This is a genomic window from Mongoliitalea sp. (assembly GCF_054166905.1).
Window position 1 is genome coordinate 62,775 of record NZ_JBSZCK010000003.1, and the last position, 19,601, is coordinate 82,375.

Consider the following 19,601-nt stretch of genomic DNA (forward strand, 5'->3'; position numbering starts at 1 on the left):
ACAATAAATGAAACATTGACTGAAAACAACTGTTTTTCAGTACTTTAACCGGTAAAACTTATCTCCTCCCGATCAATAATCCCTCGGATAAAGATGATCATTTCATCAATTTCTTCCCATGAAAATCCCAAATGGGCTTGTGAATGAGCTAATGCATCTCGAAGCTTGCCAAGTGCATTGAGCATATCCACCCATCGGTCTCTACTGTAATCTGGGAAAAACACCTTGAATCGCTGTTGCTTACTGAATACAGTACCCAAATCTCCAAACTGTAGACACTGAACCAAATCAATTTCCTCTTTTCGTGCTTTCTTCCATTCGTATAAACTTCGGGCCTGGCTCAATCTGTTTTCTGAAATCGCATCTTCCCAACTGGGCACATGTTTTCGAATGAGGTCTTTCATGTGGGTTTCAAAGAGACTAATCAGCCCGAAAAGTCCAATTCTCATAGCTATCTTATCTAAATCCGTGCGCGTCACAATGTAAGCAGGTTCACCTTCTTCATTTTTGATAAAATATCTGCGCTGCTGCAAGATCATTCGAAAAGCTAACAGCAAGGGAGTATTCAAATCCATCCAATCGCTTTCAGTAACAGGGGAAAGTTCCAAGTCCCCATCGTCAAACTTCCAGTAAGTGCCCTCATCTATTACAAATGCCGCATGAAAATTCATCTGCTCCATTTGCTCTTTATAATGTTCCTTGGAAAAAATCCATAAGTTCTCAGCTATGGTCAACACAGTTACCTGCTCTTCAAATAGCAGCCGAAGCCTGTCAAAGGCACTCGTCTTAGGCTTCATCTCAAAGTGAAAAGTTTTTTCCATAGGACTATCAACTTTTGGTTGGTTTGCTTATTTTTCTCAAAATAAACGAAAACTTTTACGAATGCTACGAATACACCCACTTTCCACCTATTTCCTTTTGCTGGTTTTTATAGGATTACTCCACTCATGTACTCCACTATCCTACGAGCAATCCGGATACGATACAAGCAACATTCAAATTGTAAGGGATACCTATGGGGTTCCTCATATTTTTGGAAAAACTGATGCAGATGTAGCCTATGGCCTAGCTTGGGCGCATGCAGAAGATGATTTTGAGACCATTCAACAAACACTCTTGGCAGGAAAAGCCATGGTGGGAAGAGTTTTTGGAGAAAATGGTGCTGCAGTAGATTACTTTGTGCACCTCTTAGAGACCCGAACGATCGCTTCAAGCAAATACGATACTGATTTTTCTCCTGAATTCAAGGCCTTGGTCAGAGCTTATCTAGCTGCTATGAATGACTTTGCTCTAGCTTATCCGGAGCGGATCTTACTTCCTGAGGCTTTTCCTGTCTCCGAAACTGACATCATCTCTGCATATATTCTTTCTCTGGCACAAATGTCAGGCGCAGATGAAGCAGTGAAAAAAATAGTCAATGGAACTGTAGATCTACCCGAAGTGAAAGACCCTGCCGCCGGTTCCAATGCGATTGCCATTCATCCAAGGATGACAGATACAGGAGAAGCGTTCTTAGCCGTCAATTCTCATCAACCACTTACAGGTCCGGTAGCATGGTATGAAGCACATCTTTGTTCGGAAGAGGGCTGGAATGCCTTGGGTGGACTTTTCCCCGGCGGCTTGACAATCTTTCATGGAATCAATGAGCATCTAGGCTGGGCGCATACCGTCAACTACCCCGACAAACTGGATGTGTTTCAGCTAAAAATGCATCCAAGTAAAAAGCTGCACTACGAAGTGGATGGAGAGTACCTCCTTTTGGATGAAAAACGAGTGTGGTTGAAGGTTAAATTATGGGACATAATTACAGTTCCTATTCCCAAAAAAGTCTGGAAAAGCATCTATGGCCCTACACTGGTTACTGATCATGGCGTATTTAGCATCAAAACAGGTGCTCTTGAAATCATTACAGCGCCCGAACAATGGTATCATATGAATAAGGCCAGAAATTTCACTGAGTTTCAGGCAGCCATGGACCAAATGGCCTTGCCAGGATTCAATACCGTATATGCAGACAAATACGATACAATTTATTATGTCAGCAATGCATTACTGCCCAAAAGAAATCCTGCCTTTGATTACAGTAAAACACTACTTGGCGACAGCAGGGATAAATTATGGGACTCCTATCATCCATTCCGTGCATTACCTCAACAAATCAATCCTGCTTCAGGCTACCTGTTTAACACTAATCATAGTCCCTTCAAAGCCACAGATGAAATGTCGCAACTAGCCCCATCATCCTTTGACCCGCAAATGGGCTATCTTTTAACTGATAACAATCGTTCGGTTAGGCTTGCGAGCTTATTAAAAGACCAACTAAGTATGTCTTACGAAACTTTCAAAACCATCAAGTTTGATAAAACTTTACCAGACAGTCTTCTGTATGAAATGAATGTGAATCCGCTATTCAAATTAAAGGCTGAAAAGTTTCCATCCATCTCAAAAAGTATCCAAGCCATCCAATCTTGGGATCGTACAGCAAATACCAACAGTGTGGGGGCTGCTTACTTTGCTTACATCTATTACTTTTTGCGCGACAGAACCCTTGAATTGAACTTAGATCCCAAGCGTACCCTCACGGAGGAAGAAGCTGTTTTGGCAATTGAGTCTGCTCAGAATTTTTTCCTAACTTCATTTGAGCAGTATCCAGTCACTTTGGGAGATTACCAGAAATTGGTTCGTGGCAATCAGGAAATGCCATTATTCGGATTACCAGATGTCATCTCAGCCATGCGTTCGGAGCCCCTCAATGAAAAGGTAAGAAAAGGAGATCAAGGTGAATCATACATTATGATGGTCAGATTTGGCAAAGGACTTCCTCAGGTAGAAACTGTTAATGCTTACGGTGCATCGAATCAGGAGGATAGTCCTCACTATGCAGATCAAATGGGGCTTTTTGTCCGGCAAAAACTCAAGCCTATGACACTTGATAAGTCAGAAGTTATGAAATCCGCCCAACGAATTTATGAACCTAAGAAACAATAAAATCATTTAAATACATACACTTATGGCAGCAATGGAACTAGGAATCGGAAGCCAAATCAGGCATCCGAAATTTGGAAAAGGAGTAGTGGTGGAATCGGATGCCTCTTACTACAAAATCTATTTTAACTACACGGGAGAAGTAAAAACAATTGCCCGAGACTTCCCAAATTTTGAGTTGATTGAAAAAAAAGAAGCGGAATTTCAACCGATCACTTTGAGTGACATCGAAAAAGCCGTAGAAAATGTCATCAAAAAAAATCAGCCAAAAGAAGAAGTACCCAAAGTTACCATGGCTCAAAAATGGATCAATGGAACCATCACGCTCAATCCTTTCAACCCTGAAATGAGCAATAAGGAAATTCCCATTAAAACATTCTTCCATAAAATTGTCATGGTCCGGGAGCGATTGCGGGTATTGGAGCAAAACATCAACAATCATCCCAAGCTGGATGATGAAGATAGGGTGCAGATGCAACAATACATTACTCGATCTTATGGCTCTCTAACTACCTTCAACGTCCTATTTGCAGACAAAGACGACTATTTCAAGGGTACTGGAAAGGATGATTAAAAGAAAAAAGTTGAATTTTACCCAAAAAATACCCTGATCAGGGTATTTTTTTATGTTGCTAACTTGTGTAAGTTTGTAACGGGTGATTAAGCAACTTTTTGAAATACAGTTTTTATAACATTAATGGAGGGGCTTGTTTAACTTACACTTTTTAACCCCTCTATTTTATTTTTTACTTGACCTGAGAAAAAAACAATCTTAAATTACAGCTGATTAGTCTGAAAATAAACCCAAATGGAACTTTACGCCAAAGCTTTATCCTTTGCAGTACCTTTCTTCTTGATATTAATCATTATTGAGGAGTTTGCTGCACGCCGCATGAAAAAACAAGTGAACATAGGTATGGACACCATTTCCAGTCTAAGTTCAGGAATGACCAATACACTCAAAAACTTGATGGGATTATCCGTGGTCATCGTTTCGTATGGTTGGATGGTAGACAAAGTAGCGCTTTTTGAGATTGAGAGTACCTGGTGGGTGTATGTCATTGCATTTATAGGAATTGATTTTGCAGGCTATTGGACACATCGATTCGACCATACCATCAATGCTTTTTGGAATCGTCACATCGTCCATCATAGCAGTGAGGAGTTTAATCTCAGTTGCGCCCTGCGGCAATCGGTATCAGCGATTTTTGGGATTTACTTCTTCCTATATATCCCGATGGCGTTTATTGGAGTGCCGGCACAAGTTGTAGCCATTATAGCTCCAATCCATCTATTTGCCCAGTTTTGGTACCATACCCGTCTGATTGATAAAATGGGTTTTTTGGAATACATCCTAGTAACACCTAGTCATCACCGAGTACATCATGCCATCAATGATATTTATTTGGACAAAAATTTAGCTCAGATTTTCATCATTTGGGATAAACTCTTTGGAACTTTTCAGGAAGAATTAGAAGAAGAACCTCCTGTCTACGGTGTGAAAAAACCAGTAAATACATGGAATCCATTGATCATCAACTATGTGCATTTGTGGACCTTGATTCAAGATGCTTGGAGAACCAAAAGCTATTGGGATAAATTGAGAATTTGGTTTATGCCAACAGGATGGAGACCGGCAGATGTAGCGGAAAAATATCCTTGGGCTTATTGGAAAAATGCATTTGAACAGGTGAAATACGATAGTAAACCTTCCAAAGCTTTACAGACTTGGTCTTGGATTCAGTTAATTGTGAGTTTTGCAATGGTATTCCATGTATTGATCGCATTTGTTAGCTTTCAATATCTAGAAGTGATGTTGTATGCCTCCTTTATGATGGTATCGATATTTGCTTATACCAGTTTGATGGATAAATCGAAAATTGCCATTCCGGCCGAAATCATCCGATTTGCTATGGGCATAGGTTTGATTTATTGGAACGGAGGTTGGTTTGGATTACAGGAAATCATCCCTGGAGCCACCTTAATCATTGGAGTATACATGGCTATCTCATTGGTGATGACCTTTTTCATTCTTTCCAAAGAAAGAAAAGGTGACTTAGCTATGAAGCCCGCTGAGTTGGTTGCAAGTAATTGAACCTATATGTAGAGATCAGAATTCTAACGAATAATCAGCTTACAAGCGATTCCCTTAAATTCACAATTATAACTCATATGGTGGAATTGGCAAAAAGCCGATGCTAGTTGTTTATCTGATGGTACTAGCATCGGCTTTTATTTTTAAAACCTTGCGGTAAATCGTCCAAAGAAATGACGCGGGGCCTGTGCGAAAACGGCAAGTTCATTTCCTACCGGAGCACCATCCGTGAAATACAATTCATTGAACAAATTATTGACCTCCAAATCAAAGGTATAATGCTTTCCAAACTTTTTGGACAGACGCAAATTGTTGACCCAATAGGCAGGCAGGACAAAATCCGGATTATTGGTCAACTCAGTAAATGAATCACCTACATAGCGCGTATGAAATTCAACTTGCAGATTTTTGATCGGGCTGTACTGCACACGTGCATTTAGGAATACCTCGGGACTAAAAGGGGTGCTGATATTGGTAAACACTTCCGAACTTCCTTCGGGCTGATAGCGACTGATGATGCTACGCATATAAGTTGCGTTACCCAGTAATCTGAATCTATCCGATAGCTTGGTAGACCAATCCACTTCAACTCCCCTACGGTAACTATCCTCCTGATTGGCAAATAGCTGGAGGAAAAACTGATCAACAAATGCTCCAATAGGTGCAATTTCATTTTCAAAATCCATGTAAAAGAAGTTGAGTTGAGCATTGGCTTTTTTTGTTGCTATGCGATACCCTAACTCGTAATTATTGACAAATTCTGCCCGTACGTTATTTTGATCTTGGAGAAAATCAATGTTACCGGCATTAATCTGCACACCACCTAAGAAATCTGAGCGATTGGGTTCCCTGCCTGTGCGACCAAAGGAACCATACACATTTTGAAGGGCATTCAGCTGATAAGTCAATCCCACTTTCGGATTCAAAAACTGCCAGCTGTACAAGGGAATGGTTCTATTTTCTCCCAAAAACTGAGTATCAGGCGTCAACTGAAGATTGACAAATCGAGCTTGCAAGTCCCCAAAAAAGACCCAGTTTTGATGGGTATAGGAGGCTTTGGCAAATGCAGAAAACTCGTCTTTGACTGAGCGATCTTGATAATAAGGATTAGCAAAGTTTGGTACTACCTGCTCAATGTTTCTCCTGCGGAAGGTATAGGCATGTACACCAGCACTAAGATCCCATGCATCACTGGAATGTTGCAGATTACTCATGACACCGTAATGATTGTTGAAGAGCGGATAATTGATTTGCACAAACTGCTCCCCATCCACAAAGCCGAAGGGAAAGTCTCCTCCTGCCCCACCATAATAAATGCTGCTGGTCAGTGTCGTGTTTTTAGAAATAGTTCGGATATGCTCCAGCTGCGCAAAAGATTGTCCAAAATCATCCCGATCATCCTCAAAGTTGAGATTGGTCCGTGGATTTTCTCTCGCTAGAGAAATTGGAACAGGAATATAACTGAGTTGACTTTTGGTTCGTCCATTGAAACCTGTAAACCGAATGATATCTTTGTCCCCAAAATAGCCTCCACTGAAGAAGAAGGAATACGAGTCGGTACCACTATGGTCTCTGAATCCATCCGAAGAAGTCATACTGACACGAGAATAAAAAGCCATTTTGTTGGGCAAAATGCCTGTTTTAACTTCGGCACTCCCTTGCCAAGTATTAAAACTACCTCCCAATAAGGACACGGTGGTTTCCGGTGCATCCACATTCAAGCGAACAGATTCGTAACTAATACTGCCCGCATAGGAAGCTGTTCCATTGGTACTGGTTCCAACGCCTCGTTGCACTTGGATGGACTCCACGCTATTCGTAAAATCGGTGAAATTGCTAAAAAACACCCCCTGATCAATCATATCGTTCAGTGGAACACCATTGAGGGTAATGTTGATTCTTCGTTGATCAATCCCTCGCATACGCATGGTGCCATAATTAGTGAAGCGTGTACCTGACTCTGAATTTGCCTGTATACTTGGAGCCAAAGTTTCCAAGACAAATGCCCCATCTTGCCCGTTGAACACTTCGTTTAACTCTTGATAATCCACCGTTTTTTGTGTGATTGGCGATAATTTATCAGCACGTATAGCCCTCACCATCACTGCTTCAGAAAGCAAAGCCGTTTCCACTAATGTAACGTCTAACTGACGATTTTCGGTCAAATTAATCAGAAGTCGCTGTGTTTGGTAACCGATAAAACTGACTTCAAGCGTATACGTTCCTGCGGGAACATTACTCAGTTGATAGGTGCCATCTATTGAGGCTACAGCACCCAATTCGAGGGATGAAATGAACACGTTTGCCCCTGGAAGAGGCTCGTTTTGTTCATTGGTAACTTTTCCTGATACGGAAAACTGGGCTTGGGCACTCGATACAAGTGCCCAAAGGCAAATCATGAGTAGTTTTTTCATGGATGACAAAATTGTTAGGTTTTAGAAGCAGGGGCTTCTTTCCTGTACAGTTCCTACGGCCGCATTATCGGCATCAGGTTATACGGGTTTGATCTCAGCCTTTCCTAGAGGAAAAGCACCCCTTTTGTCTGCATTAGTTAGATAAATAGAAATTTGTAAATACTGGTTCTTTCATGAGGTTGATAAGTTCTTCCGCAGTAATCAGCTCTTTACTTTTCAACCAGTGGATAAATTGGGACCATCGCTCCTCCTGCATAAGTCCCCAATTTCCTGCATCATCGAAATAATAAGGATTGATGGCTTCCTGGCTTTGGATCAAAAAATCTTTGTCTGCTAATTCTTCCAAGTTTTCTTGCTTATAAAGCGCATCTACTGCCAATTGAGGGTTTTCTTTGATTAACTGAAAACCTCTCCTACTAGCTCGAAGGAATTTTTTGTAAGCCTCCGGATCTTCTGCCAAGAGCTCAGGATGTGCCAGCAAAACAGGGGAATAGCCATAGGGAATACCAAAATCCTTCAGGTAAAAGGCATTCAATTCCACTTGTTTTTTTTGCGCCATGACACCTTCCCATGGCATAAATACCCAAGTTGCTGCTGCATTTCCTTCCAAGAGGGTATTCCAAATGCCCAATTTTTCAGGAACAAGCTTGATATGTTCCCCTTTTCCGCCATCAGTCTTGATCATTTCAGCGACTATATGATCTTCAAAGCGGGCATTGTAACTCGCATATTCCTTGCCGTCTAATTGGCTGATGCGATCCAAGCCCGAAGATTTCAGACTTACGATGGCACTGGCATCCCGTTGCAAAACTGCGGCAATGGCCATCAAAGCGGGTTTTTCAGGATTGGCACGGTAGGCGATCACGCTTTCTGAAGGAGCCATCGCCAGGTGCACTTCTTTAGACGCGACAAGGCTGGCTGGCGTACGTGCATAATTATCTACCGAGGTAGAACGCAGCTGAACATCTAGTCCTTCCGCTGCATAGAAACCTTGTTGAGCGGCCACAAAAAAGCCGCTGTGATTGGTATTGGCAGTCCAATCCAATGCTAGGATAAATTTTTTCATACGTTTTTTTTTAAGCGCTTGCACGCAAACCAAGTGATATACCTGCCTTTTTTCAAAGACAATCCAAAACACTCAGCAGCCTACAAGCAATCAATTAATGATTTATTCCTACGCCCGCATTACCAGGATCAGGTCTAAGGGTATGATCTCAGCCCGTTGTATTAAGGCACCCCTATCGCTTTCGAAACGCAAATAAAACCTCTTTTGTTTTTGTTTACAAGCTTTGGTAACAACCAAACTTCCATTTTGTCAGAGATGGCGTAATTTGGATGTTTGAAAATGTCAATGATGAAGTGAATTTTGTACGGCTCCGAATGGAAGAGTAAGAATACATAATATTGCCTGAAATTAATATTCAAGTCATCTGCTTCACCGGCTTCTGTTCATGTACAACTCAAATTGCACCTGAACGGGTATAAAATTCAATTTTACAGCATTTTTTATACCCGATAAGGTGTAATAAAGTTTGTGTGCATTTAAACCTGATCAGGAAAAATGCATGAATGTTTTGTGGGAATCTTTAAATAAGACGATGCTGGATATCATTTCACATATGACCCCGCTTTCAAAAATCAAGATTCAACGCATCCACCATTTCCACCCAACGCTTCATCTTTTTCTGAATCACTTTCCAATGATGCTGATCTTCTTCGGTAATAAGCGTAATAGCTTCCCCTTCCATGCCTGCCCGACCCGTTCGACCGATTCTGTGGATGTAGTCTTTTGGGGATCTTGGTAACTCAAAGTTGACCACATAAGGCAAGGCCTGAATATCAATTCCTCTTGCTGCCAAATCAGTCGCTACCAGTACACGCACCTTGCCTCCTTTGAATTGCTTCAATGCTTCCATACGTGCCCCCTGACTCTTATCCCCATGAAATGCCATGGCTTGGATGCCATGTTTATTAAGTTTGGTGGTCAGATTATCCGCGGTACGAATAGATGAAGCAAAAACCAATACTTGTTGCCAGTTACCTTCTGAAATAAGGTGTCTTAACAAGGGCCCTTTTTTCTCTTGAGTGATCAAATAGGCTGTTTGATTAATTAAATCAGGCGTGACATCTTCTGACTGTATCTCAATCTTCAAAGGATTGTTCAACAACTTCCCAATCAAACCTTCGACTGTCTCGTCCATAGTCGCCGAAAACAGGATGTTTTGCCGCTTTTTCGGCAATCGGGAAAGAATCTCATCCAGCTCCAGCTTGAAACCTAAACTCAATACCTTATCCGCTTCATCGAGTACTAAGGTTCTTAAACGATCGATGGTGATGGCATTTTTTGCTAGCAGATCCAAGAGACGTCCAGGGGTAGCCACCAAAATATCCGTCCCGTTTAAGTTCATCATCTGCGGATTGATCGATACCCCTCCATACACAGCCATACTTTTGACTTTCCTTGGAAGATACTTTCCAAATAATCGAATAACCTCCTCTACCTGAGCAGCCAATTCCCTAGTAGGAACAATCACCAGAATGGGGATGGACCTGCTTCTATGGACCTCGACCGCTTGCAAATCCTCTAGAATTGGTAGCATATAGGCAGCGGTTTTACCTGAACCCGTTTGTGCTAAGCCCAGCACATCTCTTTTTTGAAGAATAGCCGGGATTGTTTCTACTTGTATAGGATATGGGGCTTCGTAATTAGCTTGTTGGATGGCTTGAACGAGGGCAGGCGACAAACCGAGTTCGGAAAAATTCATGAGTGGATTTACTTTTTCACAAATGTAGTGATTTTAAAAAGAAGGCTAATACCGAGAGTAATGCTATAAAGGTACGAAGGCACTAAGTTTTTTCATTTTTTTATGCCTTCGTTCATTTATGGCGAACATTTGAGAAATTATCTATGCAAATGGTTGATCAATGGCGGGACTAGGTTGAGTAAAGTATTGAGGTCCATTTTCAGTCATGTAGAAGCAATCCTCTAGCCTTACCCCAAATTCCCCTACAGTATAAATTCCTGGTTCGTTGCTGAAACACATACCCGCTTGTAAAGGGGTGGTATTTCCTCTCACCAGATTGGTCCATTCGTGCCCATCCATTCCGATCCCGTGCCCTAGACGGTGGGAGAAGTACTTGTAATCAGGCCCAAAACCTGCTTGGTCTATGACTGCTCTTGCGGCCGCATCCATCTGTTCGCAGGTAGCACCCGACTGCTTAGCTACTTCAAAAGCTGCTGTTTGCGCTTCTTTTACTACATCCCACACTTGCTTTTGTCTATCGGTGTAATCTCCAAAAACAATCGTTCGACTGATATCGGACTTGTACCCCTCCACCGTGCAACCTCCATCAGCCAAGATAATATCGCCTTGCTTTAAGGTTTGGGTTTTGCTGCTTCCGTGAGGAAAGGCTGACCATTCACCAAAATTAGCCCCGATAGAGCCGCTGAAGCCTAATTTCTTGTGGGCATCAGTAGCAATATCTCGGAAGTCATATTGATTCATGCCTTCTTGCAAGGAGTCAAACAGAATTTTATAGGCTTCAATAGTCGCCGTATTGGCAGCTTGCATCAAGGCAATTTCGGCGGCAGACTTGTACATCCGACAACCCGCAGTGACTCCGTCACCATTGACAAAGTTGAGTCGGGCAGTTTCATTTTTGATGCCTTCATACAGAAAAAAACGGCAACGCTCTTCTATGGCAACTTTTTGGTTGGGCGTACCCAAATCCTTTAATAACTTCGCAGTCAGCGCATAGGGACTTTCATGTTCCTCCCAAGTCAATACCTGATTCCCAAACTTCACCAACTCCTCCACTTTATCCCGCTCAAAACCCGGACAGATATAGGAGACGTCTCCTTTCGCGGGAATAACCGCAGCCACCATTCGCTCAGATAGGAAAAAATCAAAATCCAGAAAATATTTCATACTGGTCCCCGGCTCCAAAAACAGTGCATCAATTTTTTGCTCTTGCATCAATTGCTGCGCCTTGGCTATTCTGGCCAAGCGCTCTTCTTTACTGATTGGCTGAATCGCCAAATTCAAGGGTTGAATTGTACTACTGGATGATGAAGAAGATTCCTTATTTTCGGAAGTGGAACAGGCAAAAGCAGGCAAAGCCAAAGCTGGCGTGAGAGATGCCCATTTGACAAATGATCTTCGATTAAGTTTCATGGTGGTGGCGTTTTTCAGAAAAATAAATAATTCTGTCCTATCTGAATGCTTTACAATGACTGAATTACATAAAAGGTAAAAATCAATAGTCAAAAAGATATTGCATTTGTTGCTCGCTTTCCCGTATTTAGCATTCCCAAATGGAACTTTAGCTCAGTTGGTTTTGAACGTCCCGACAAGAGTCGAGAAGGTTGTGGGTTCGAATCCAAAAGTCCAAGACCATTAGTAATAATTATTGTAGGGAACTTTAGCTCAGTTGGTTTAGAGCGCTGCCTTGACAGGGCAGAGGTCGTGGGTTCGAATCCCTCAAGTTCCACTTTTTTAGATTTTTAGAAGCGAGAAGCGAGAAGTGAGAGGTTAGACTCGTTAGGTTGGTAATTAGCAATTTTTTAGTGAAAACAAGAGGCGAGAACCAAGAATCAAGATAACTAATAATGATTTATTGGAAAATTATTCCAATATTTAGTTCCAAGTACTTGAAATAACCATGACTCGTCAGAAATGAATCTATTCAAATTTAAACTCAACCAACTCCTTTTTTTGTCTTCATTTATCTTGCCCTTCTTCATTGCATGTACCACTCACCAAGACCGTAACCTTGCAAATGCTGAAATAGTCATTGATGTAGACACTTCAGTCAAATTAAACTATTCAGATATCTTCGAATCCCTTGAAATTATTCCTTTGGAGTCCACTCACGAACTATTGGTAGGGGATATCGATCAAGTCCTATTTGCAGAAAACAGGATCTTCATTGTAGATGAAAACAAAACAAAGTCATTATTTATCTTTGACGGTTCAGGAAAATTAGTGAAACGAATAGAAAGTAAAGGACTTGGGCCCGGTGAGTTGTTTAAACCAACTTCAGCACAAGTTCTCGACAAAGAAAATCAACTGGTCATTTTTGACGGTAGACAGGGCAAATGCATGTTCTACGACTATGATGGGAATTTTTTACATGAAATCAGATATAAAGATTGGTTAGCTACCTATGATTGGATTTATCATAGAGGGCATTTCTATTTTTACAGCGAAAACGGAGAGGATTTCGAGGATAGACTTTTTAAAACAACAGTAGGAATGCAAACAGTATCGAGAATTAACACCTTCTTCAAAGGGGATTCAAAAATTATCAATGGTACGAAAAACGCCTATTTATACCCTACCTATGAAGGCTTTAGCTTTTTATTTAATGAACGCAATTCCAACAGAATTCTTGAAATTCAGGATGATGTTATCAAACGTCAATATGTATTTTCTTTTTCCAAAGACGAGTTTAAACCAGATTTACAACGAGTTTATCAAGCCATAGATTTCACAAGAGAATTTTGGAGACAAGATCAATATGCATTAGGTGATGGATTAATTGACGGAGAAAAGATTACGTTGCTTTCTATTAACAAAGGCAGAGAATCAAAATTAGCTCTTTGGAAAATGGAAGAGCATGCTGTTAAAATTGTAGAGGCCATTCAAAACGACATGGACCGCTTAACCCCAGACATCATTTTGGTTTGCATGACTATTTTCGTGGCCCCGACGCATATGTTTGGGCAGCATTTCCAAAAGAGTTGGAAGAATTTGAAAAAAAATTCAGACCGGGACAAAACCTTTACCCCAATTTCGCTAAGCAATACAAAATTGGTTCTGACGATAACCCCATCTTGTTTGTATATTCATTCAAGAGGTAGTGTTAAATGATATATAGGAAGAGAATTTTTATGAATTGGCGGGTTTGGGATAATTATTACCTGAATTATAATGGACTTGGGCAGGCCAATCAAATGTTTCATAGAGGAATACCCCTTCATTACAGTTCAGGCGAAGCCCTGTTGTCACGCAACTCAAAATATCTGGACGGAATCCGGGCAATGGTAGGCTATGGTATTACTGGGAGCATGGTGGCCGCTGCTGCAAGTCCGATGTTGATTGAGACTTTGGCCCCTTTAATGGCAAGCAAGACTGGAATTGATATGACTATCGAGGCTACATGGCAGGCGGGTAATAGCCTTCTTTTCAACGGTAGCCTATCTCAAATGGATATAGCGGATATTAGGTTTGCGGGTATAGGAGGAAAATACACTTATGTTTTTCAAGCAATAGTAGATTTTGATGCAGGTGGTTTAAAAGTAGCAGGTGCCAATAAAAATCCATTAAAAGTCGGAATGGATTTAGGGATAGGAAGGTTTAACAGCTGGCATTCAAATGAAATGAAAATTGCAGGAGTTGATAAAACAGTTATTAATTTCTTTAATCGCGTTAACCAACCATTAAGGATAACTTTTGTAACCGGAGTAAAATCAATTGTCAAAGATGAATGATAGAAAAAGAGCTTTATTAATTCTGTTGGCTTGCTACATGTTATATTTCGTTTGGGAATATAATTATAATAGGTTACCAAAAAACTACACTATAGGAAAAGTAACCAACATAACCGTGGGATTTAAATCGGATAGCAAGGTTGAATACGAGTTTTTGTATTTCGGCAAAGTGTTTCATTCAAGATACTGGAAAGGAGATTATCGAGCCAAAATCGGAGATTCATTTTTAGTTGAGTTTGAAGTAAATAACCCCAAGAAATCAAGAATACTTTTATACTATCCTATACCCGATTCATTAAATGTGAGCTCACCTAAAGAGGGATGGTCAGAAATTCCTATTGAAGTGGAAAAGTACCGAAAAAACAGAACCCAGTTATATGGTCTTTATGATAGGTTATTTAAACCAAACGCTGATCAAAAAAACAATTGATTGAGTAAATTTATGATCAGATTTTGGGAAACACGTTTGTAAAATTTACAAGAGAAATTAGCTCCATAAAGCTTCCGATCTCCAATCCAGTATTTCACCATCTTTATCTGCAGGTATCTCGAGATATTGAATAGGAACGGTCGGTTACCTTTAAGAACATTTTTGATATTTTTCAAGGTAATGTCCAAATCATGGTCCATCAAAAACCTTCTAGATTGATAGACTTTAAGCTGGAAAGCATCTAGATATGAATTAATCATCCTTGCTTCCTTAGTTTTTCCTATGACCCTACTGGAGGAAGAATTCCATTTATCAGGATGGCATTTGTACTTTGTTGATAGTTCAAGCAACTGAGATTCCAAGGTTAATTGTATAGGGGCTCCAGATTTGGTCGTGGAAGTATTATCTCCCAGCAATAATCAAGTAGAACTTCGTCACAAATACGAAGTGTACGAAGAATCGGGCGTAAAAGAGTATTGGTTGGTAATCCCTGACAGTCAAACCCTCTTGATTTACACATTGATCAATGGAAAATTCAACGCCTCCCGATTGATGACCACCGGAGACCTCGCCAAATCCTCGGTAATCAAAGGCTTCGAGCTGAATTTAGAGGAGTTTTTTGGGGGTTTTAGGTGATTTTTGGAAGCCACGAATACACGGATGATCACAAATATTTTTCTGACTCAGAATTATCTATTTCACCTCAGGGTCCATTTATCAATCGAATGTTTTAGACCTCAGGGCTAACGCCCCTCTTGATCAGTTAACTTTAGTTTTTTTCTACGAAGACTACAGGGCTAACGCCTCTTTCGGTTAAGCTCCATAAATCAAGGAATTATTTCGATCCTATTTCCAATTTATATCAACATTATTTCGCGTAGCATATTTCCCTCGCTCTAACCCTCTAAATCTCTCCATCCCAAATATCCTAATATCAAAAAATATCAACCAATATCCATTATCCAACCCCAATTTCCTCCATCCCCAAAAATGGTCTTGCCCCCTTCTCCAATTCCCCTTATCTTACGAGTTCAAATTGTTGACTATGAAGAAAATTTATACACTATTCATGGCCATGCTTGTAGCCGTACAAGTAATGGCCCAAAAAAGCCCTGAGGAGTTTCTCGGCTACCAACTAGGAGAACGATTCACCCCTCATCATCGAGTAGTAGCTTATTTCGAACACTTAGCTGCCACCTTACCCAATGTGCAATTGGTGCATTATGGAGAGACCTACGAACACAGACCACTTTTTGTAGCGATCGTTTCTTCTCCAGAAAACATGACTAATCTGGAAAATATCCGCTTGGATAACCTTCGCCGAACAGGCATGGTAGAAGGAACTCCTTCTACAGCAGTTGCCATGAACTGGATGCAGTACAATGTGCACGGAAATGAGGCGGTAGCAACAGAGGCTGCCATGAAAACCTTCTGGCAAGTAGCCAATCCTGCCAATGCAGAAGCAAAAGAATGGTTGAAAAATCAGGTATTGATTCTAGACCCGTGTGCCAACCCTGACGGCAAAGACCGCTACACCGTTTGGTACAACCAAAAACAAAATAAGCGTCTACAACCGGATCCACAATCAGTGGAACATTTTGAGCCGTGGCCAGGTGGTAGACCTAATCATTACCTGATGGACTTGAATAGGGACTGGGCTTGGCAAACACAAAAAGAAACGGAGCAACGCATTAAACTCTACCATCAGTGGATGCCACATTTGTTTGTGGATTTCCACGAGCAAGGTATCAATGAACCTTTCTATTTTGCTCCTGCTGCTCAACCTTTGCATGAGCAAATAAGCCCATTCCAATTCGAATTCCAAACACTCTATGGACAGCATACCGCTTCCAAGTTTGACGAAAATGGCTGGTTCTACTTCACCAAAGAGCGTTTTGACTTGCTATATCCAGCTTATGGAGACACTTGGCCGACCTATAATGGTGCCATCGGTATGACCATCGAAAAAGGTGGTTCAGGTCGCGCTGGTTTGGGTATGCTCAATGCCCTTGGTGATACTGTCACGCTGACCGAACGAATTGCCCATACCCATGTAGCGGGTATTTCAGCTGTGGAAGTTGCCGCTAAAAACGCTCAAAAACTGGCAGATGAATTTACTCAATATTTCAAATCTAACAGCTCCAACCCCAAAGCGAAGTACAAAAGCTTTGTGATCAAAGGGGACAAAAACCCGGAAAGAGTAAAAGCCCTCTTGGGACTATTAGACAAAAATGGCATTCAGTATGGATTTGCAGGAAATCGCTCCGGCTTGAGAGGTTTGGATTATAACAGTGGCAAATCCGCTACCTTCTCCACCACAGAAAAAGACATTGTGGTGAATGCATACCAGCCTAAATCGGTACTTACGCAGATTCTCTTCGAACCAGAAGCAGTGCTGCAAGACAGCATCACCTATGATATCACGAGCTGGGCCTTGCCTTATGCTTACGGGGTACAAGCCTATGCTTTGGAAACCCGGTTGGATGCTGCCAAAAAGTTTGAGAAAGCAGCATTCGCTTCCAATAAAGTGGATGGCAAACCATTGGCTTATTTGGCCCCTTGGCATGCCACCGTTCATGCAAAATACTTGGCTGCTTTATTGAACGAAGGCATTCGTGTTCGCTTTGCAGAATACCCATTTGAAATTGGCGGACAATCCTATGGAGCGGGGACCTTAATCATCCACCGCAATGGCAATCAGTACGTGGCCAACTATGACCAAAAAGTAGTAGACCTTGCCAATCAATTCGAAATTCCATTGACCGCAACCAATTCAGCATTTGTGGATAAGGGCAAAGATTTTGGTTCGGCAGACGTACGACCTATCGTCAAACCTAAAGTTGCTTTGTTGGGTGGTGCTGGTATTTCATCCTTGAATTTTGGGGAAATCTGGTATTTCTTCGAGCAGGAGTTAGACTATCCACTCAGTATTTTAGAAGCTGACAATTTGGGAAGATTCGACTTGTCTTCATACCATGTACTCATCATGCCATCGAGCTGGGGTTCCTTCCTATCTGAAAGCAACCTCAAAAAAGTTATGGACTGGGTACGCGCTGGCGGTAAAATCATTGCGATAGAGAATGCTGTTAACGCATTTGCTGATAAATCTGGATTTTCTTTGAGCCAGTTTGATACCGATGAGGAGAAAAAAGCAGCTGAGAAAGAGGCCAAGGCCATCCAATCGGTAGAGCGCTTAGAACCTTATCAAGAGCGTGAACGCATGGGTATTTCAACCACAGCAGCTGGCGCTATTTATCAGTTACGAATCGATCAAACACATGCCTTAGGGTTTGGACTGGGAGAAAGTTTCTATACCTTGAAAAATAACGGTTCCCGATATGCTTATTTGAATAATGGCGTCAATGTGGGGATTATTTCAAGCTTAGATGCTTACAGATTTGGATACATCGGCAGCAAAATCAAGCCTCGCATGGCTCAATCCATGGTCTATGGTGTAGAAAACCAAGGCAGAGGTCAGGTAGTCTATATGGTGGATAATCCAATGTTCCGTTCCTTCTGGGAAAATGGCAAGCTTTTGATGGCGAATGCGGTTTTCTTGGTAGGACAGTGAGAAGATGGAAGGATGAAGGATGAAGTTTGAGGGATGAAAATAAAACCATTAAGGGGTTAAGGTTCATTAAGATGGGCCTTAATTCCTTAATGGTAAAAATTAAACTTTAAAGCTGGTAGTGGGAGCACTGATTAAAAATAGCTCCTAAAAAAGTTCTCGGACCATGGCTGCATACTGGCAAATTGGAAATGAAATTGAGGATAGGTATCTCTGAAAAGCTGATACTTTTTTGGCTTGGCAATTTTCAAATCAAATTTTGCTTCCACTGCAAGCGGTGGGTTTTCATCCGGCAAAATAAAATCAATCTCCTTACCATCAGACGTTCTCCAAAACCGAATAGTATCTAACCCATATCTATCCACCAACAAACGAAAAACTGCCTGTTCCCAGATTTCACCTTTATGCAACCGTTGATTGATAGGAGTGAAATTATTTAGAAGGGAATTTCTCAATCCAGTATCTAGCAAATAGCCTTTAGGCATTTTTACCAACTCCTTTCTGATATTGGCAAAATAAGGCTTTACCAACGATACATGAAAACACTTTTCCATAACCTCCAAATAGTTTTGGATGGTTTCGTTTCTGACTTTCAAAGTATTACTTAACTCATTGACATTGACTAATTGCCCTGTTTGAGATGCCAAAATTTGGAATAATTGGTAAAAAGCAATTTCATTTTGTACACCGGACTCGATGATATCCCGCTTGATAAATGAATCCCTAATTTCTTTCAGCATTTCCTTTTTTTCATTCATAAGAGGTTCAGTAACAATTGCAGGATAACCCCCAAACAACAGATAAGAATCCCACTCCAGGCGGAGTAAATCAATTTTAAGGCTTTTGGCATGTGGCTGTTCTTTGATTCTAACGATTTCTTGCCATAGATCTTCTTTTCCCTGAAGAACCAGGTAGTCTTCAAAGTCACAGGTCGTTAAATGAAAAATCCGTTTCCTACCTGCCAAAGAGTCCTTGAATTTTTCATCGATGTAAAATGCACTACTTCCACTCGCTACGATTTTGATTAAGTGGTGATAATCATCATAAATCAATTTAAGAAAATTAGAAGGGTCTGATAAGTATTGAATTTCATCAATGAATACCACTGTTTTTTTATCCTGGGTAGGAAGGTACGCCAAAAGATTTAGAGGATTTGAATCAAGTTCTGCTAAAAAGGATTTATTCTCAAGGTTGATGAAAATTACAGGTAAACCTTCCTGTACACAATGATTTCTCAAAGCAGTGAGTAAAGTTGTTTTCCCTGTTTGCCTCGCACCAGTGAGTATGGTGAATTCCTTTTTGGGAAGGTGTTGGAGCAATTTTAAAAAGAGCTTCCTTTTCATTTGTTGTCTAGATTTTTGGTAAAAATAATCAAATCAACTAAGTTTTTTACACAGATTAGTAAAATTATCGGATATTTTACCTAGTAGACTAGTAAAATTATCGGATATTTTACCTAGTTGAATAATAAAAATATCTCATTTTAAACCATCATTGCCAATAGATACAATTGATAAACTTTATTCCAGTTGATGATTGCACAGAATAAACGGTATTCTTAGCTTTATTGCAGCCAAGTTATTGTACTATGAAAAACCTACTGGTTTATTTTTTTG

At 40.8% G+C, this 19,601-nt stretch carries 14 protein-coding genes, 1 tRNA gene and 2 riboswitches; of the genes, 9 read left to right on the forward strand and 6 right to left on the reverse strand.

The window, feature by feature from the left end; genetic code table 11:
* Positions 1-44: 44 nt before the first annotated feature.
* Positions 45-821, reverse strand: coding sequence for a hypothetical protein (locus ACXIUD_RS00605; RefSeq protein WP_458050703.1), 777 nt, complete (start codon positions 819-821; stop codon positions 45-47).
* A 61-nt stretch (positions 822-882) separates the two neighbouring features.
* Between ACXIUD_RS00605 and ACXIUD_RS00610 the strand changes: the two genes are divergently transcribed.
* From ACXIUD_RS00610 to ACXIUD_RS00620, 3 genes are all read left to right on the forward strand, one after another.
* On the forward strand, positions 883-2,988 hold the full coding sequence (locus ACXIUD_RS00610; protein ID WP_458050704.1) for a penicillin acylase family protein: 2,106 nt from the start codon (positions 883-885) through the stop codon (positions 2,986-2,988).
* Between the two features lie 22 nt (positions 2,989-3,010).
* Positions 3,011-3,559, forward strand: a complete 549-nt coding sequence (locus ACXIUD_RS00615; RefSeq protein ID WP_458050705.1) for a hypothetical protein — start codon at positions 3,011-3,013, stop codon at positions 3,557-3,559.
* 234 nt (positions 3,560-3,793) lie between these two features.
* Complete coding sequence (locus ACXIUD_RS00620; protein ID WP_458050706.1) at positions 3,794-5,080, forward strand: sterol desaturase family protein; 1,287 nt, start codon at positions 3,794-3,796, stop codon at positions 5,078-5,080.
* Positions 5,081-5,223: 143 nt separating this feature from the next.
* On the opposite strand, the gene ACXIUD_RS00625 is transcribed toward ACXIUD_RS00620, so the two are convergent.
* The 4 genes from ACXIUD_RS00625 to ACXIUD_RS00640 form a co-directional block, all read right to left on the reverse strand.
* Positions 5,224-7,494, reverse strand: coding sequence for a TonB-dependent receptor (locus tag ACXIUD_RS00625; RefSeq protein WP_458050707.1), 2,271 nt, complete (start codon positions 7,492-7,494; stop codon positions 5,224-5,226).
* Between the two features lie 34 nt (positions 7,495-7,528).
* Positions 7,529-7,627: riboswitch (TPP riboswitch) on the reverse strand.
* Positions 7,628-8,560, reverse strand: coding sequence for an ABC transporter substrate-binding protein (locus tag ACXIUD_RS00630; protein WP_458050708.1), 933 nt, complete (start codon positions 8,558-8,560; stop codon positions 7,628-7,630).
* 87 nt (positions 8,561-8,647) lie between these two features.
* A riboswitch (TPP riboswitch) is annotated at positions 8,648-8,744 on the reverse strand.
* 381 nt (positions 8,745-9,125) lie between these two features.
* Complete coding sequence (locus ACXIUD_RS00635; RefSeq protein ID WP_458050709.1) at positions 9,126-10,259, reverse strand: DEAD/DEAH box helicase; 1,134 nt, start codon at positions 10,257-10,259, stop codon at positions 9,126-9,128.
* Between the two features lie 141 nt (positions 10,260-10,400).
* Positions 10,401-11,669, reverse strand: coding sequence for a M24 family metallopeptidase (locus tag ACXIUD_RS00640; RefSeq protein ID WP_458050710.1), 1,269 nt, complete (start codon positions 11,667-11,669; stop codon positions 10,401-10,403).
* Positions 11,670-11,910: 241 nt separating this feature from the next.
* On the opposite strand from ACXIUD_RS00640, the gene ACXIUD_RS00645 reads away from it, so the two are divergent.
* The 6 genes from ACXIUD_RS00645 (at position 11,911) to ACXIUD_RS00670 (ending at position 17,988) form a co-directional block, all read left to right on the forward strand.
* Positions 11,911-11,985, forward strand: a tRNA-Val gene (locus tag ACXIUD_RS00645).
* Positions 11,986-12,170: 185 nt separating this feature from the next.
* Positions 12,171-13,367 carry a 6-bladed beta-propeller gene (locus tag ACXIUD_RS00650; protein WP_458050711.1) on the forward strand — a complete coding sequence of 399 codons (1,197 nt, stop codon included), beginning with the start codon at positions 12,171-12,173 and terminating at the stop codon, positions 13,365-13,367.
* A gap of 20 nt (positions 13,368-13,387) precedes the next feature.
* Complete coding sequence (locus tag ACXIUD_RS00655) at positions 13,388-13,987, forward strand: hypothetical protein (protein ID WP_458050712.1); 600 nt, start codon at positions 13,388-13,390, stop codon at positions 13,985-13,987.
* Positions 13,980-14,417, forward strand: coding sequence for a hypothetical protein (locus tag ACXIUD_RS00660; protein ID WP_458050713.1), 438 nt, complete (start codon positions 13,980-13,982; stop codon positions 14,415-14,417). The genes ACXIUD_RS00655 and ACXIUD_RS00660 overlap by 8 nt, the downstream gene beginning before the upstream one ends.
* A 372-nt stretch (positions 14,418-14,789) precedes the next feature.
* Entirely contained in the window at positions 14,790-15,053 is a 264-nt protein-coding gene (locus ACXIUD_RS00665; RefSeq protein WP_458050754.1) for a Uma2 family endonuclease, read from the forward strand.
* A gap of 409 nt (positions 15,054-15,462) precedes the next feature.
* The gene (locus tag ACXIUD_RS00670; RefSeq protein WP_458050714.1) at positions 15,463-17,988 is read left to right on the forward strand and encodes a M14 family zinc carboxypeptidase; all 2,526 of its coding nucleotides are present in this window, start codon (positions 15,463-15,465) and stop codon (positions 17,986-17,988) included.
* A 131-nt stretch (positions 17,989-18,119) separates the two neighbouring features.
* Here ACXIUD_RS00670 and ACXIUD_RS00675 read toward each other — a convergent pair whose 3' ends face one another.
* On the reverse strand, positions 18,120-19,328 hold the full coding sequence (locus tag ACXIUD_RS00675; RefSeq protein ID WP_458050715.1) for an ATP-binding protein: 1,209 nt from the start codon (positions 19,326-19,328) through the stop codon (positions 18,120-18,122).
* Positions 19,329-19,601: the final 273 nt, after the last annotated feature.

What these genes read in the sequence shown, in the direction of transcription:
- ACXIUD_RS00605 (WP_458050703.1), bottom strand. Translation starts at nt 821, where the DNA reads ATGGAAAAAACTTTTCACTTTGAGATGAAGCCTAAGACGAGTGCCTTT.
- ACXIUD_RS00610 (WP_458050704.1), top strand. Translation starts at nt 883, where the DNA reads ATGCTACGAATACACCCACTTTCCACCTATTTCCTTTTGCTGGTTTTT.
- ACXIUD_RS00615 (WP_458050705.1), top strand. Translation starts at nt 3,011, where the DNA reads ATGGCAGCAATGGAACTAGGAATCGGAAGCCAAATCAGGCATCCGAAA.
- ACXIUD_RS00620 (WP_458050706.1), top strand. Translation starts at nt 3,794, where the DNA reads ATGGAACTTTACGCCAAAGCTTTATCCTTTGCAGTACCTTTCTTCTTG.
- ACXIUD_RS00625 (WP_458050707.1), bottom strand. Translation starts at nt 7,494, where the DNA reads ATGAAAAAACTACTCATGATTTGCCTTTGGGCACTTGTATCGAGTGCC.
- ACXIUD_RS00630 (WP_458050708.1), bottom strand. Translation starts at nt 8,560, where the DNA reads ATGAAAAAATTTATCCTAGCATTGGATTGGACTGCCAATACCAATCAC.
- ACXIUD_RS00635 (WP_458050709.1), bottom strand. Translation starts at nt 10,259, where the DNA reads ATGAATTTTTCCGAACTCGGTTTGTCGCCTGCCCTCGTTCAAGCCATC.
- ACXIUD_RS00640 (WP_458050710.1), bottom strand. Translation starts at nt 11,669, where the DNA reads ATGAAACTTAATCGAAGATCATTTGTCAAATGGGCATCTCTCACGCCA.
- ACXIUD_RS00650 (WP_458050711.1), top strand. Translation starts at nt 12,171, where the DNA reads ATGAATCTATTCAAATTTAAACTCAACCAACTCCTTTTTTTGTCTTCA.
- ACXIUD_RS00655 (WP_458050712.1), top strand. Translation starts at nt 13,388, where the DNA reads ATGAATTGGCGGGTTTGGGATAATTATTACCTGAATTATAATGGACTT.
- ACXIUD_RS00660 (WP_458050713.1), top strand. Translation starts at nt 13,980, where the DNA reads ATGAATGATAGAAAAAGAGCTTTATTAATTCTGTTGGCTTGCTACATG.
- ACXIUD_RS00670 (WP_458050714.1), top strand. Translation starts at nt 15,463, where the DNA reads ATGAAGAAAATTTATACACTATTCATGGCCATGCTTGTAGCCGTACAA.
- ACXIUD_RS00675 (WP_458050715.1), bottom strand. Translation starts at nt 19,328, where the DNA reads ATGAAAAGGAAGCTCTTTTTAAAATTGCTCCAACACCTTCCCAAAAAG.